This is a genomic window from Desulfosporosinus sp. Sb-LF (assembly GCF_004766055.1).
Classification (GTDB): Bacteria; Bacillota; Desulfitobacteriia; order Desulfitobacteriales; family Desulfitobacteriaceae; genus Desulfosporosinus.
The window spans coordinates 21,595-35,523 of the sequence record NZ_SPQR01000015.1 but is presented as its reverse complement, the minus strand read 5'-3'; the positions used below and the strand labels follow the sequence as shown (position 1 = coordinate 35,523).

The following is a 13,929-nucleotide window of genomic DNA, read 5'->3' as shown; positions in this document are numbered from 1 at the left end:
TATGCTGAAAAAATGCTAAAATTTTGCTGAACAGTGGAACATTTTTATGGACTAGGGCCAAGAAGCAGGATGTATATGAACCAATTTTTGTAATTTAATGATATAATAAGATAACGTCTATGGGCGATTTCATTGTAGGATACGAACTATTACTGGATAGGTTTTCAAGGCCGCCCTAACGTAAATGCTCTCAATGTATTTTATAACTGCCTTTTGATATTCCCTCCATTGTGGTTGGTACAATTATTCCATTATTAGTAATTGTAATTTCTGCTTTGAGACAAAATCAAAATGAATATCTTTGACAAACAACAGTGGCGAAAATAATGAGGGTAAAGCCCCCCTCAATCAGAGGTTGGACGGCATTTGTAGGATTGCCCATATTTTTCAAGAGGTTATTAAACAATGCAGATTTCGTTTATACATGTTGCCATTGTGACGCATTGGTAGAAAAATGTGGCTTATGAATCATTTATAAAATACCCGATAAATCGGGGGTTTTTAGGAGGATATATATGAGAACAGATGAATTTTTCATGAAGAAAGCAATAGAATTGGCTGTATCAGCGGTAGAACATGGCAATGAACCTTTTGGGGCGGTTCTTGTAAAAGATAACGAAATAGTTTATACAAATGAAAATCAGATATATACTGCAACTGACCCGACATTTCACGCTGAAGCTGGATTAATTCGGAATTTTTGCAATGAAACACATATTGTGGATTTGCATGAATATACGTTGTATTCAAGCTGTGAGCCATGTTTCATGTGCTGTGGTGCAATGGTTTGGACAAAGCTTGGCAGACTTGTTTATGGGGTCAGTGATATTGACTTATGTAATTTATTAGGAGAAAATGGCAGTCATTGCTGCCAAATTGTATTTGAAAACTCGTCATTTAAGCCAGAGGTGACAGCGGGAATATTGCGGGATGAAAGTCTTCAAGTATTGGCTAGCTATTTTTCTCATAATATAAAAGGTTAACTCCATCCCCTTGGACAATAGAGCAAAAGCGAGATTTTAAAAATCGTGCGAATGTAGCATATCTAAAATTGTCATCAGAATTAGGTAGTGATTCGCCATTGATAATACAGTTCGCAAAATGGTTCAACAGAAAGAAAATCCTTTAGGGGTAGGATTTTTCTTCTCGCTTGGACACTCGACAGTCGTTTTCGTGATGGCGTTACTAACTGCTTTATCAATGGGATGGGCTGAAAAAAATATACCGCAGTTGAAAGAAATCGGGAGTGTAATTGGAACAAGTGTATCAGGTGGCTTTCTTGTTCTTATAGGATTATTTAATCTTTATATTTGGTTTGAGATTTACCAGGTGTTTTCTAAGTTAAGGCGAGGTGAATGTGGGGCTGAAGACTTAGATAAATACCTGATAAACGGTGGTTTTTTATCTCGCTTTTTTGGTCCGATCTATCGCCTTATTAATAAGAGTTGGCATGTATATCCTCTCGGTTTTCTATTTGGTTTAGGGTTTGATACCGCTTCGGAGGTGGCTTTATTAGCAATCGCGGCTAACGCCGTAACGCAATCAATACCTTTTACTGTAATCCTTTGTTTACCTATTCTGTTTGCGGCTGGTATGAGCCTAATGGATACCGCCGATAGAATATTTATGACCACAGCGTATAATTGGGCATTTACCACGCCTTTAAGAAAGATTTATTATAATTTATCGGTTACAGGTTTATCGGTGGTAGCTGCACTATTTATCGGATTTATTGAATTGGCCCAAATACTCAGTGCTAAATTAGGTCTGAACAGTGAATTTTGGCACTGGGTTCAAAGCCTAAACTTTGGAAATATGGGTTATATTCTAGTGATGCTTTTCGTTTTGACTTGGGGGTTATCTCTGGCATTCTGGAAAGTGTTACGTCTTGACAATGTTTAACAAAATACTGTACAACTTAAAATTAATTAATTGCCCAAAACCAAAAAGGTAGGACGTTTATTTCTCGTTTGAATTTCATTCTTCCAACTTATAAGGAAGCGTATTTTCATACTCTAAAGTCCATTGATGATAGCGAGAGATGAAGGAAAAATATAATACTGATGCGAACTATAACCCCAAATACTTCCAGAATAGAACAACTATTCTCAGAACGTTTTATAAGTTATGCTGGGCTAGCACGGTTAATAGAAAACGCTTAACGCCTGCCAACGTTTTGAGTTACCGAGAAACAATTTAATATTTAAAGATATTAATCTATTTTTGTTGATTGAAAAACGCTAGTGTTCAAGGGTGCATTCCCAATTTCAGGGTAATCGTTACACAAAGTGGTTATAATTACCTAGATGTAAAGCCGTGGAAGGTGGATAAATGCGAAAGAAATGGTTGGTCCTAATATTGCTTGTAATAGGGTTAGGGATTACAAGTGCTTTTATCTTACATAGCTACAAGAATTTCAAAGTACAACAGGGTTTCGTACCCTTACCGTTGTCCTTCGATCCCTACACGTCTGTTTCCACATATGACTGGGATGGTAATATGGTTAGCATCGAGGGCGGGTTTGTAAAAGGGAAAATCGTCGATAACTCTAACCAAGAAAGTTTACTGCTTCGGTCTCTTTCGCCAAGCCCTATCGTTTCATTTAAGAGTGGAATGAAAAAGTCATATGGCATCAGATTAGAAAACGTGAACCCTGCTATGATAAAGACCAGTGATCAAATCGGAAATCTTAAGACTATTGACCCGCACACTATTTCATTTACGGTAGACCTTCAGGCGAACCAGTCAAAAACCATCACATTTGAACTTAGTGCTCAAGAGAATCCTGAAGTGATCATGCTAGGGGATAATAGAAACGGCTATGGTACGTTCTCTAACATCATCGACCAAGTAAACGCAATTAAACCTGCCTTTGTTGTAGACAACGGCGATCTCGTCTACGGAGGAGAACCGAATAGGTATAGGCTTTTTTACGAAACTGTTTCCAAGCTTCAAGTTCCACTCTATACAACTTTAGGAAATCACGATATCCGTGAGAACGGTCTGCCAATATATACAGAGCTTTTTGGCCCTACTTACTATTCCTTTGACTATTTGAAGAATCACTTTATCTTTTTGGACAGTTCAAGAGGGTGGGCAGAAAAAACGGCCATCTCTCCAGAACAATATCGTTGGCTTGAAGCAGACCTTCAAAAAGCGCAGGGTAAACGCATTTTCGTAGTTTCCCATATTCCTCCCACTGACCCCCGAGCCAATGTTACGCCGAATACATATCCCGGATCACAAAAAACTGGCGTATTGCAAAAATTGATGAACAAGTTAAGTGGTACAAGTGATATAGACCATGCATTCAACGACAAAGCCGAAGCCAAAAAGTTTGAAGACTTAATGACTAGGTATAAGGTTGATACTGTTTTCTTGTCGCACATTCATAGCTTTTTCAGTTTTGTAAGAGGAAACGTTAGGTACATCATTACTGGAGGTGCTGGGGCTGAACTCCTAAGTCAAGGCAGTGAATACCATTATATCCGTGTTCATATAACAGATGATGAGAATTATTTAGAGATAGTTGAATTGCCGTCTCCGCCTAATCAAATAATCGATAGATATTGGGCTGCGGCACAGTTATTCCTTAGTTCAACCTATAAGGAATATTCTTCGCTTGTATTAGCTATTGGCCTATTTCTAGTCTTGATTATAGGCTGGATACTTTGGGTATTGCGCAATAAATGGTGGCCGTTCCTTAAAAAGTTAGGTCGCTGGATTTATGAGGTAGCAAAACTTTCTATTCTAAAGTACAAAGAAATTGTTCGGAATAAATAAGTAATAGTTCGACTTAATGAGAGAAAGACCCCTGATAATTCGGTGAATTGGTCAGGGGTCTTTCCGGATGCCGTGTTAGCGTGTTATTCTGCCTCTTTAGCATATTTTGCATAATGGAAAATCCTTAGTCCAAGGTTTGTTACTGGTCTTAAATAATGATTCATAAGCCACATGATCTTAGCGCTCACAATACCAATCACAACACTCGCAAGGACATCGGTAGGCCAATGCACTCCTGTATATACTCGTGCAATAGGAACAATAATTGCTAAGATCGTAAAAGTCCATCTTATCCATATGGTTGCTTCTCTCCACGATCCAGCAGCAAAGCCAAAACTCCCTGAAGTATGATCACTAGGAAATGAAGTATCTAGGGAGTGGGGAATTAGTTGGGCAAAAGTTCCTTTTTGTAGTGTTACAAAGGGGCGAGGTCTAAAGAAAAACTGACCGATAATCGCATTAAAAGCCAAAGCCAATACGCCGGAAAAACCTGCGACAACTAGGGCGTGCCGCTTATTTGAATCTGACTTAGGCAAAGTAAACCATGAAAGCAAAAATAACACTGCATAAAGCTCTAAAGCATATTGGGCAAAGAAAGCCATCAGTTTATCCAACACTGGATGATGGCCTGCCCACTGATTGATTAAATGGTAGCCAAAAAGATCGAATGAATTCATTGAGTTGTTTTCCTCCTGTCATTGTCATAATAAAAACTGTCTACATTGATAGGACGAGGGAATGCCGAAAAAAGTGCACGCCATAAAAAATTTCGTTGTTAATTCCATGAACTTTTCCCTTAGAAGTCGTCTTTATAATTAGAGAGTTTATTCATAAGGGTTTACGGAGAAAATATCATGGATTTCATAAGTGTTGGTCGATCTCTTTTTACACTTAGACAAGAATTTAGGCGTGGTCATTCAAAGTATGGCCTGTGGACGTATTTGATACTCTTCGCCCTAGTTTTTGTTAAAACGGGGTTGGTTGTTACACCATTTCTCCCTGGAGATTCGTTGCTTTTTGTTGTAGGTGCCTTTGCTGCTAGTGGTTCTTTTAACATTGTCTTACTTTTATAATTCTTGGCTCCGCAGCAATCTTGGGAGATACCGTCAATTATCAAATTGGTCATTGGGTTCTCTAAATAATCATAGCCTGAGTGAGCGGGGCATTTCTATTAAGCCTTATAACTGTGGTTATGAAAAGTAGTAGCTCTACGGGAGAGTTACTACTACAACGTGTATACTATTTAGAATTACTGGCGTGGGGCCCATAACATTATGGAGACACCAACCAAACAAATGGATGCTCCTATCCAATCGTATGTATCGGGAATTTTCTTATCAACTCCCCACCCCCACAAAACGGCTAATATTATGAAAACTTCTCCATAAGCCGCATAAGTCCTACCAAAACTTGGAAAATTTTGCAAGGTTGGTATTATACCGTAAAGAACCAGGATTAGTCCCCCTATAAATCCATACCAAAGGGGTCGCGCTTCCCTAAGCCAAAGCCATACTAAATAACCTCCTCCTATTTCGGCTAAACCAGCGAGGATAAATAGGAAAATTGCATTAACCAGTAAAACTCCCCTCCTCTTGACGAACTCTAAATGCGATTGATATTGATATCCATATTCATAATACATTAAAAAGAACCCTATAACTAATTTAGAGTCTTTCAGGACAATAGAACTACTACCTTTTTGTAACTTTTAACGTTGCATTATAGACATTCTTGTCTGTTCCTTAAACTCCCATTATTCTTAATTAGTCCTTCCTTAGAAGAGGGCTAATTGTAAGAATTAGCAATTTCGTCAATATAACTAGAATGAAGTTACGTAGATTAATTTATACTATCTTCAAATGTAGCCATTTATCATAAGGAGGTTTAATGTTAATGCAGGTTTTAACAGAGCTAATAATCAGAGGTGTATTAGTTATTGCTATAAATGATGGCATTATACTTTACGTGCTTAAAAAGCGTTCTACTCCAATAACTATCCCATTAATTTTAGGAATAATTTTAGTAACAAGTGTCGCATTTGTGATTAACACTTGGTATTGTCTTAAGAAGAATGGAATAATTTAATAGATAAAGCATTTAGAAATCATGGTAAGACTCTCTCATTCTGATATAGCGTCTCAACTCAGGTTCCACTAATTCTTGTTCGTGACCTCATGGAAGTTTAACAATTAAAATTGTAAAACTACTTATCCAAACTAATCAATGTTACAATCCGGATAGGTCTGTAGGAGGCTGTTTTTGCCTTTAGGAGCTTACGTTTTCATCATAGCTGACAAAAAGATAGCAGGTCTCGCATTTTTACGAGACCTGATCTTGATGAATTGATTTAATTACACCGCTGGGGTAACGTCCGCTCCAGAGCCATTAGCTCCATGAGATTAAATCATCCCACCCTCACTTTAATTGTTGAAGTAGTGACCCTGTTCGAGATCAGCGATTAGCCCGGGGTGTATAGGCCGCCACCCCAATAGTTCCTGAGTCAGTACACTTGACCTTGGGATGTCGAGCGCCGCAATAGCGCCAAGAAAGCCGAAGTGGGCCTCTGCCTCTTCGTGTGAAATACTGACCACCGGCAGATTCAGGTGGCGGCCGATGACACCAGCGATGTCACGGAATGGTATTCCTTCGTCACCGACTCCGTCTAGTCGTGACCCCGCCGGGGCGGCTTCCAGCGCCAAGCGGAACAAACGAGCCGCATCGAGGCGTTGTACAGCTGGCCAGCGATTGGACCCGTCGCCGATGTAAGCAGAGACGCCCTTGTCGCGGGCGATGTTAATCAATTTTGGCACAAAGCCTTTGTCGTTCTCGCCGTGCACGGACGGCGCAAGCGACACAATCGATGTCCGCACTCCACGCTTTGCCAGCCCGATCGCCGCGTTATCCGATGCCGACCCGTTTGCGTGAGCAGTGGTCACGAACGGCTTGCCGGAGCCTTCAAGCGCCGAACCTATCGTCTCTACGGCGAGTAGATCGGTTGCGAGCGAGCCAGCGAAGTCCGAGAAGTCGTGCTTAAACGCTAGGTGGATAACGCCGTCCGCAGTGGCGGCACCGCTACGAAGGCTGTTGAGGTCGTCAAGATCACCACGATGCACCTCGACCCCAGCTTCCTTAAGTATTGTCGCGCCATTGTCTGAGCGGGTAAGTCCGACGACTTTATGATCGGCATCGATGAGTTCGCGGACGATGGCAGAACCGACGTAGCCTGTTGCTCCTGTTACGAAAATACGCATCATGATATCCTCCTTAACTCGTTGAGTTGTATTATTCCTTGAACAATTTCATTTTAAACTATAGAGTTAACTCTAAGGCAAGTCATACCGAGGAGAAATATACATGAAAATTAAAGAATTAGCTGAAAAGACAGGTTTAACAGCTTACACGATTCGTTTTTATGAAAAGGAAGGCTTGTTGGACAGTCGGCATGTCCGAAGAGAGGAAAATGACTATCGTAACTATTCAGACGAGGCTCTTGAACGTCTGAAACTGGTAAAGAAGTTTCAAGGGGTGGGTTGTTCGCTAGCCGAACTGAAAGAAATCTTGCGGGATCATGATACAAATACGCGTACCCATCTACAAGTCATTGAATGGATTCGACAAAAGATCAGTGAGATCGAACATAAGAAGGACGAATTGGATCAGATTCTTGGAACTCTTAACCGGATGTTGGAATACAGAGTTGCAATGATGAATGCCCCAGAAGAGGCCAATGCTTTGTTAAAGCAACGACATTCTGATTGAGTCGAACATTGGTTTCGTACTATTACATTTCGTCTGAAAGGTACTATTGAACTCTCCTGCCCATATTTGAAAAGAAGTAAATTAATCCTTCAAGCATATATTGAGGGTCCAGGAGTTGAATAGAGAATTTATGTTCTATTAGTTTAGTTATTATTGACCGTGTTATAATTTTTTTAAAATGAAATGGATAAATCAATGGAGGGGTGAGCTTTAATGGACCTTAACATTTTTGACGAGTTAAAGAAGTTGCAAACAATTGCCGGAGCTTACAGAAAATGGAGTAGTTATAGATATAAATTGACAGAATATATTATCAATAATACTACAGACTTTGAAAGTATAGCAATATTTGGTGCAGGTAAATGTAATGATATTGATTTGAATATTCTTGAATCTAAATTTAAAAAAGTAATTTTAATTGATATAGATATGTCTTCTATGAAAGAGGGCATAAACCAGTATTCATTAGTAAATAGCAACAAAATCGAATTGATAGCTTGTGACTTTTTGGGTATCGAGGATCGCGAATATAGAGATTATGAATATTTAGTAAAGAAATATTTTTTTACTAACACGAATAATTTGTCTAGTCGACATAAAATATTAAGTCTTCTCGATGATCTAACTGTCAAAATTGACAAATATCCATTAGTTTTCGGAAAAGATGCATATAAAAATAGTATATTAATAGGAGTCCATAGTCAGATAAATGTTTATTTACACCAGATTTGGTCAATATGTCTTCAAATAACTGGGAAGGGAGATAATCTGGTTATCGACAAGATAAAAAAGATGAATGATATTGTGGCAAAAAAGCTTAATGCTGCAGTCATAGAGAGCACCGAAGATAAATTATTTCTTGGATATGAGATGGGGATAGAAGGACAGTACGGTCAAATTGAAGGGGCTATTCAAGCTGAACATGACGTAGAATTAAGATTAGAAAGTGGTTTGATAAATTTTAGTTCGGAGTTCAAGTTATTATGGCCTTTTAAGTCTGACTGTAAATATGATATGAGATTTATATGTATTAGTAAAATATAAAGTATTGGAAAATGAGGGATTTCCAAATGTCCACTAAACCGGACCCGGCGATGCTGATGATCACCACTTGTAGTTGGTACTAATAATGCCTTCTTCATCCCGTTAACTGCTAATTCTTAAACCCTTCAGTATAAATGATGCCGCCCAACCTCGGTGTTGGGCGGCATTCGTAGATAACTGAGTGTTCGCCAAATAAGAAAATTCCAAGGTTAACAAGAATGATGCGTAATATTTATCTCTAAATAAAGGTTTTTAATAGTTGCTTTTCAGTTAACTCTGATAGGTTCATATTGGTAGCAATTTCCCTTGTGTAGCGTTAAATTTCTCCAATTAATTCCATGTGCATTTTTTGTGCTACTCTCTTAATCCAAAGAGAAACGACTTGAAATTCATCTCTATCAGGAAAGCCTGTACGTTTAATTTAGAAATGGGCATTTTATGCTACATTCCGATGTATTTCACATATTCAGGTATAGACATAAGCTCTTTTTGGAGCCCCGCTTCTGTTTCTTTTGAAATGCTATTTTGTGTTGCCATTTCATAACCTGCTTGCTCAACTGCTCTCAAATAATCATCAACAACACTTTTAATTTTTTCGTCCTTGCTTTTCAGTAACTTGCCACAGTTTCTATAAATCTCCAAAACAGGATTACAAGACGCAACAACAACTTTCATCGTTTCAAAGTTGTTGTTCCCCGGAAAACCACAATTTGAAATAACCATAAACTGCTGTGTTTTGGAAACAGAATCAGCGAGGTCAAAATTGTCATTTCTATTTACTATCAAGGGGCTTTTCAGAGGGGCAAGACGGTCAACAAAATTCTTTAAAGCCGCAGTGATGTTCCAAGTGTAGACCGGAGAAGCAAAGCACACAACGTCGGCAGAGTTATACTTTTCAAGTAATTCCTGCATATCATCTTCCAAAACGCATTTTCCCGGTGTTTTGAACCAGCATGAAAAACAGCCTTTACAGTGCCCAATATTTTTCTCTATTATAAATATATTTTCGGTTTCAGCACCTGCTCGCTTTGCTCCGTTTAAAAAAGCCCGTGCAATTACATTGGTATTACTACCTGCCGCAGCAGGACTTCCATTAAAAACAATAAATTTCATACCTAACTCCTTTATATTAACTGATAAAATAAACCATGCCTTGTACAGTACCAAATAAGCATTCCATGACCTCTTTTGGGTATCCTAAGCTGCATATCCCATTCGGGATACTGCTTGATAATCTGTACACGGTCACCGGTTGCAAATGCGACAAAGGATATATAGTGTTCTTTGTTCATTGGATGAACCACTGTGATATACCAGTCGTCTTCGATTACTTCAACAGAAAGCATCTCATTTTCTTCGGCTTTCTGCATTTTCTGCTGATCAATTTTCCTGCCACAGCATGATACTTCAGCTTCACCTGTGCAAAGTGAAATGTTATGACACATAGGGCAGACATAATATTTTGTCTTTTTCATATTTCCTCCCACAAAGTCATTGGGTGCCAAATCACCGCTTAATAGTTTACCTATATCAACTTCAAGTAGGTCGGACAGTTCCGAGAGCAGAGAAACATCGGGACAGCCTAAACCCCGTTCCCATTTAGAAACGGTTTTATCGCTGATATTCATTTTATCCGCAAGCTGTTTTTGCGTCATTCCTCTTTCTGTACGCAATTCACGAATGATGTTGCCGACATTTATAGTTTGCATTGTCGCTGCCTCCCTGTATGAATAGTACTGAATGAACTGGAATTTTTCAATAAACGCTCCGTAGAGTTATGCGTTTTAGAGATTAATATTAATAATGGATTGTCTATTACCAGATAAGGAAAAATAGAGCCGCCAAACTTTACAAAAGTGAGGCATTTCTTTACGAAAACAATTAATATAAATACTATAACATTTAAGGAGAGATACTATGAATGGCAAACAATTTAATACATATGTGGGGTGTAAAGAAGTTCAAATTAGAGATGAAAGCAAAGATGTTCTTTTTAATGTTCTTATGCAATATCCAACAAACGAGTCTTCAACCCCAACAGCATTTGGGCCATATACCATGGATGTTTGTATCAATGCCAATTTTTTAGAGGGTAGATTTCCACTTGTCATGATTTCTCATGGCAACGGAGGTTCGCATCTTCTTTATCGAACACTTAGTACACATCTTGCAAAAAATGGCTTTATTGTGGCGATGGTAGAGCATTATGGAAACAACAGGAATAATAATGAATTGGAAAACACCGAAGAAAATCTTATCCTGCGACCAAAGCATCTCAGCCTAACAATTGACAGACTTCTTTCAGATAGTTTTTATAGCAAACATATTATGGATGACAAGGTAGCAGTCATAGGGCATTCAATGGGTGGGTACACAGCTCTCGCATTGGCAGGTGGCATTCCGAGAACAAGAGAAGGTAAAAAAATAGAAACTGCTCCTGACCCAAGAATTAAAGCAATAGTTTTGCTTGCTCCTGGAGCTGGCTGGTTCATGAATAGTTTGGATAATGTAACAATCCCTATCCTTATGTTAACAGCGGAACATGACCCAATCACCCCTGCTTGGAATGCCGAAACCGTACTAAAGAGCATTCCGGATGAATCACTGGTTACTTTCAGGCAGATTGCAAATGCCGGTCATTTTTCTTTTCTTAGTCCCTTTCCCGAGTCAATGAGAAATCCGAAGTTCTTACCATCAACTGACCCGGAAGGATTTGAGAGAGAAAAATTCCACGTCCAATTACCAAAAGAGATACTTGCTTATCTTAATGAAAAATTGTACTTAAACACGAGCAAGAAAAATTGTATCGATCCGTCAACTCTGGAAATACCTCAAAACCAAGGCCCATCTTATTGATAATAACATTGCCGAAGAATTAGAAACCCCAAAACTCCCTAAGAGGTACCAGCGGAAGCATGTAGTTCATTTTGGCAATATGTAATGAAGGAATACATATCGTTTAGCGATATTGACCTAACAAAGTCAATGTTAACTATTGAAAAATTAGCATGTAAAATAGGTGTATTACGCGTCTCATAACAAAATTTAAGAACATCAATAAATCCGTCCGATACTCCTTAATAGTATTTTCTGAGCGTTCCTTTATAACGTTTAGATACCCAAGATACTGTTCGACCAATTGACAAGTCTTGTTTGATTGCATAATAAATCACTCTCCTTGCTAAATATTGTTGACAAATTAGAGAGGAGAGTGATTTCATTATTTAAAAGTTATACTAACAGGGGCTGAGACTTAGGGCTGAAGCATTAGTGGGATAATTGGGAATTATTACAAGTCGATTTAAACAGGTGGTTGGTCTAATATTGTATGATACACTAAACCTAAACTTTATAATGGTATATGGGGGCATTTCAGATGGAATCAATACGGGGTATTGCAGAAAAACTGGAACACAGGAGATGTGGGATATGAAGATCAATAGAATAGATCATGTGAGTGTAAACGTAAATGATCTTTCAGCAGCTAAAGCGTTTTTTCTCGATTTGGGACTTGAAGTGCATGGGGAATGGGAAATGGAAGGAGAGTGGTTGGGTCAGGTAGTTGGGCTTACTGACGTTAAAACAGCATGTGTAGGATTGCGAACGCCAGACGGTCAGGCATGGATAGAGCTAGTCAAATTTTATACGCCGTCAGATGAACAAGATATTCAGAAACCCTTTGCAAATACTCTGGGTATCCGCCATATTGCATTTGCTGTTGAAGATATTGAAGCTGTTGTTGCCAAATTGAAAAAGAAGGGCACAGAAATCTTTAGTGAGATACAGCAATATGAAGAAAGCTATAAGTTGTGTTATGTTCGTGGTCCAGAGGGAATTATTTTGGAGTTGGCTGAGGAAATCAAATAAATATTATTGATATGCTCGGTAAGTATCGAAATTTCCCATTATTCTTATACTATTCTGGTATGAGGAGGCTATCATTTCCCACATAGCAGCTCTTTTCGTAATCAAACCCGTCCCCCTCTCAATACAGTGCTTTCATCCGATCGCATCGACGGCCACAAAAGAGAAACAGGCTGTTTTGGAATGGATTTCAACTGAAAGTTTTGGTGGACAATAGCGGCAAGTCCATCAATGGACTTTCGCCAGATTTTTGTGTAAAATCTTTATTTGGAAAACTAAAATGGATTGAGTGATTTGAGATGGAAAATAAAATGAAAATGGGTGGACATCCGCACGGTAAAGGTGGTCATCCAGGTGGGCACCCAGGAATGAATGTTGACTACGATAAGAACCCGTTCATCGTAATCTGGGAAACTACTCGTGCATGTGGGCTTAAGTGCCAACACTGTCGTGCAGATGCACAACCTGATCCGCATCCAGAGGAGTTAACGCACGAGCAAGGTATCGCGCTAATCGATGAAATCTACGAAATGGACAACCCGATGCTAGTTTTCACTGGTGGGGACTGCATGCTTCGAAAAGACCTTTTTGAATTAGCAGACTATGCTATTAAAAAAGGAATGCGCGTTTCGATGAGCCCAAGTGCTACTGTTGAAGTAACAAAAGAGCGCATGGACATGGCGAAAGAAGTTGGGATTTCTCGTTGGAGTTTCTCAATTGACGGTGCAGATGCTAAGACGCACGATGCTTTCCGTGGAATCGATGGAACTTTTGATTTAACAATCGAGAAACTTAAGTATTTAAATGAAATTGGTATTTCTCACCAAATCAATACTTGCATTAACAAAGCAAACTTACACCAACTTGAGCAAATGGCGGAATTGATGAAAGAGTTGAAGACTTCGGTTTGGTACATTTTAATGATGATTCCAACTGGACGTGCTTCAATGGATGATTGCATAACAGCTGCTGAGCACGAAGAAGTATTCAAGTGGCTTTACGAGTTAAGTAAAGATGCGCCTTATGATATAAAAACAACTGCTGGTCAGCACTATCGTCGTGTTGTATTCCAACAACGTGCTAAGGAAAACGGTACTACAGGTGAGGAAATCACTTTCGAAGGTACTAAGACACGTGACATGGCTCAGTTCATTGACGGTCTAGCAAGAGCACCAAAAGCAGTTAACGATGGAAATGGTTTCATCTTCGTATCACACACTGGTGACATTACACCAAGTGGATTTTTACCATTAGTAGTTGGTAACGTTAAGGAAAATAGACTGCGCGACATCTACCGCGAAAGCCCTATTTTAAAAGACTTGCGTTCACCAGATAAGTACGAAGGTAAATGTGGTATTTGTGAGTACAACAAAGTTTGTGGTGGATCAAGAGCACGTGCATACGGCGCAACTGGAAACTATATGGCATCAGAGCCATTCTGCGTGTATACTCCAGAGAAGATGAGAAAGAAATAAAATT

The 13,929-nt window shown here is 39.1% G+C and carries 14 protein-coding genes and 3 pseudogenes; 11 read left to right on the top strand and 6 right to left on the bottom strand.

What is annotated here, in order from left to right:
• Window positions 1-515: 515 nt before the first annotated feature.
• The 3 genes and pseudogenes from E4K68_RS17525 (at window position 516) to E4K68_RS17515 (ending at window position 3,783) form a co-directional block, all read left to right on the top strand.
• Entirely contained in the window at window positions 516-983 is a 468-nt protein-coding gene (locus E4K68_RS17525; protein WP_135380211.1) for a nucleoside deaminase, read from the top strand.
• Window positions 984-1,077: 94 nt separating this feature from the next.
• Window positions 1,078-1,902, top strand: a pseudogene (locus E4K68_RS17520) (HoxN/HupN/NixA family nickel/cobalt transporter); the annotation flags it as partial.
• A 429-nt stretch (window positions 1,903-2,331) separates the two neighbouring features.
• Window positions 2,332-3,783, top strand: a complete 1,452-nt coding sequence (locus E4K68_RS17515; RefSeq protein WP_135380209.1) for a metallophosphoesterase — start codon at window positions 2,332-2,334, stop codon at window positions 3,781-3,783.
• Between the two features lie 83 nt (window positions 3,784-3,866).
• Here E4K68_RS17515 and E4K68_RS17510 read toward each other — a convergent pair whose 3' ends face one another.
• Entirely contained in the window at window positions 3,867-4,460 is a 594-nt protein-coding gene (locus E4K68_RS17510) for a phosphatase PAP2 family protein (protein WP_135380208.1), read from the bottom strand.
• A gap of 177 nt (window positions 4,461-4,637) precedes the next feature.
• Here E4K68_RS17510 and E4K68_RS17505 point away from each other — a divergent pair, with 177 nt between their 5' ends.
• Entirely contained in the window at window positions 4,638-4,856 is a 219-nt protein-coding gene (locus E4K68_RS17505) for a hypothetical protein (RefSeq protein ID WP_199241818.1), read from the top strand.
• A 176-nt stretch (window positions 4,857-5,032) separates the two neighbouring features.
• Here the strand turns inward: E4K68_RS17505 and E4K68_RS17500 are convergent, their stop codons facing one another.
• Entirely contained in the window at window positions 5,033-5,359 is a 327-nt protein-coding gene (locus E4K68_RS17500; RefSeq protein WP_199241820.1) for a YnfA family protein, read from the bottom strand.
• A 317-nt stretch (window positions 5,360-5,676) separates the two neighbouring features.
• Here E4K68_RS17500 and E4K68_RS17495 point away from each other — a divergent pair, with 317 nt between their 5' ends.
• Complete coding sequence (locus E4K68_RS17495; RefSeq protein WP_135380206.1) at window positions 5,677-5,868, top strand: hypothetical protein; 192 nt, start codon at window positions 5,677-5,679, stop codon at window positions 5,866-5,868.
• Window positions 5,869-6,203: 335 nt separating this feature from the next.
• Here E4K68_RS17495 and E4K68_RS17490 read toward each other — a convergent pair whose 3' ends face one another.
• On the bottom strand, window positions 6,204-7,037 hold the full coding sequence (locus E4K68_RS17490) for an SDR family oxidoreductase (protein WP_348982873.1): 834 nt from the start codon (window positions 7,035-7,037) through the stop codon (window positions 6,204-6,206).
• A 100-nt stretch (window positions 7,038-7,137) separates the two neighbouring features.
• Between E4K68_RS17490 and E4K68_RS17485 the strand changes: the two genes are divergently transcribed.
• Complete coding sequence (locus tag E4K68_RS17485; protein ID WP_135380205.1) at window positions 7,138-7,542, top strand: MerR family transcriptional regulator; 405 nt, start codon at window positions 7,138-7,140, stop codon at window positions 7,540-7,542.
• Window positions 7,543-7,755: 213 nt separating this feature from the next.
• Window positions 7,756-8,586, top strand: coding sequence for a hypothetical protein (locus E4K68_RS17480; protein WP_135380204.1), 831 nt, complete (start codon window positions 7,756-7,758; stop codon window positions 8,584-8,586).
• A gap of 441 nt (window positions 8,587-9,027) precedes the next feature.
• Here the strand turns inward: E4K68_RS17480 and E4K68_RS17470 are convergent, their stop codons facing one another.
• Window positions 9,028-9,699: a flavodoxin family protein gene (locus E4K68_RS17470; RefSeq protein WP_135380203.1), complete on the bottom strand. Its 672-nt coding sequence runs from the start codon at window positions 9,697-9,699 to the stop codon at window positions 9,028-9,030.
• A gap of 11 nt (window positions 9,700-9,710) precedes the next feature.
• Window positions 9,711-10,295, bottom strand: a complete 585-nt coding sequence (locus tag E4K68_RS17465; protein ID WP_135380202.1) for a helix-turn-helix domain-containing protein — start codon at window positions 10,293-10,295, stop codon at window positions 9,711-9,713.
• A 208-nt stretch (window positions 10,296-10,503) separates the two neighbouring features.
• Between E4K68_RS17465 and E4K68_RS21695 the strand changes: the two are divergent.
• Window positions 10,504-11,058: pseudogene (locus E4K68_RS21695) on the top strand (alpha/beta fold hydrolase); the annotation flags it as partial.
• A 313-nt stretch (window positions 11,059-11,371) separates the two neighbouring features.
• Window positions 11,372-11,488 (top strand): annotated as a pseudogene (locus E4K68_RS21690) (recombinase XerC); the annotation flags it as partial.
• A 90-nt stretch (window positions 11,489-11,578) separates the two neighbouring features.
• Here the strand turns inward: E4K68_RS21690 and E4K68_RS21205 are convergent.
• A complete protein-coding gene (locus E4K68_RS21205) occupies window positions 11,579-11,749 on the bottom strand; it encodes a site-specific integrase (protein WP_243450428.1) in 171 nt (56 codons plus the stop codon).
• Window positions 11,750-12,015: 266 nt separating this feature from the next.
• On the opposite strand from E4K68_RS21205, the gene E4K68_RS17450 reads away from it, so the two are divergent.
• Both E4K68_RS17450 and E4K68_RS17445 read left to right on the top strand, forming a co-directional pair.
• Entirely contained in the window at window positions 12,016-12,453 is a 438-nt protein-coding gene (locus tag E4K68_RS17450) for a VOC family protein (protein ID WP_135380200.1), read from the top strand.
• 296 nt (window positions 12,454-12,749) lie between these two features.
• Window positions 12,750-13,925, top strand: a complete 1,176-nt coding sequence (locus tag E4K68_RS17445; protein WP_199241817.1) for a TIGR04053 family radical SAM/SPASM domain-containing protein — start codon at window positions 12,750-12,752, stop codon at window positions 13,923-13,925.
• Window positions 13,926-13,929 lie beyond the last annotated feature (4 nt).

What these genes read in the sequence shown, in the direction of transcription:
- E4K68_RS17525 (WP_135380211.1), top strand. Translation starts at nt 516, where the DNA reads ATGAGAACAGATGAATTTTTCATGAAGAAAGCAATAGAATTGGCTGTA.
- E4K68_RS17515 (WP_135380209.1), top strand. Translation starts at nt 2,332, where the DNA reads ATGCGAAAGAAATGGTTGGTCCTAATATTGCTTGTAATAGGGTTAGGG.
- E4K68_RS17510 (WP_135380208.1), bottom strand. Translation starts at nt 4,460, where the DNA reads ATGAATTCATTCGATCTTTTTGGCTACCATTTAATCAATCAGTGGGCA.
- E4K68_RS17505 (WP_199241818.1), top strand. Translation starts at nt 4,638, where the DNA reads ATGGATTTCATAAGTGTTGGTCGATCTCTTTTTACACTTAGACAAGAA.
- E4K68_RS17495 (WP_135380206.1), top strand. Translation starts at nt 5,677, where the DNA reads ATGCAGGTTTTAACAGAGCTAATAATCAGAGGTGTATTAGTTATTGCT.
- E4K68_RS17490 (WP_348982873.1), bottom strand. Translation starts at nt 7,037, where the DNA reads ATGATGCGTATTTTCGTAACAGGAGCAACAGGCTACGTCGGTTCTGCC.
- E4K68_RS17485 (WP_135380205.1), top strand. Translation starts at nt 7,138, where the DNA reads ATGAAAATTAAAGAATTAGCTGAAAAGACAGGTTTAACAGCTTACACG.
- E4K68_RS17480 (WP_135380204.1), top strand. Translation starts at nt 7,756, where the DNA reads ATGGACCTTAACATTTTTGACGAGTTAAAGAAGTTGCAAACAATTGCC.
- E4K68_RS17470 (WP_135380203.1), bottom strand. Translation starts at nt 9,699, where the DNA reads ATGAAATTTATTGTTTTTAATGGAAGTCCTGCTGCGGCAGGTAGTAAT.
- E4K68_RS17465 (WP_135380202.1), bottom strand. Translation starts at nt 10,295, where the DNA reads ATGCAAACTATAAATGTCGGCAACATCATTCGTGAATTGCGTACAGAA.
- E4K68_RS21205 (WP_243450428.1), bottom strand. Translation starts at nt 11,749, where the DNA reads ATGCAATCAAACAAGACTTGTCAATTGGTCGAACAGTATCTTGGGTAT.
- E4K68_RS17450 (WP_135380200.1), top strand. Translation starts at nt 12,016, where the DNA reads ATGAAGATCAATAGAATAGATCATGTGAGTGTAAACGTAAATGATCTT.
- E4K68_RS17445 (WP_199241817.1), top strand. Translation starts at nt 12,750, where the DNA reads ATGGAAAATAAAATGAAAATGGGTGGACATCCGCACGGTAAAGGTGGT.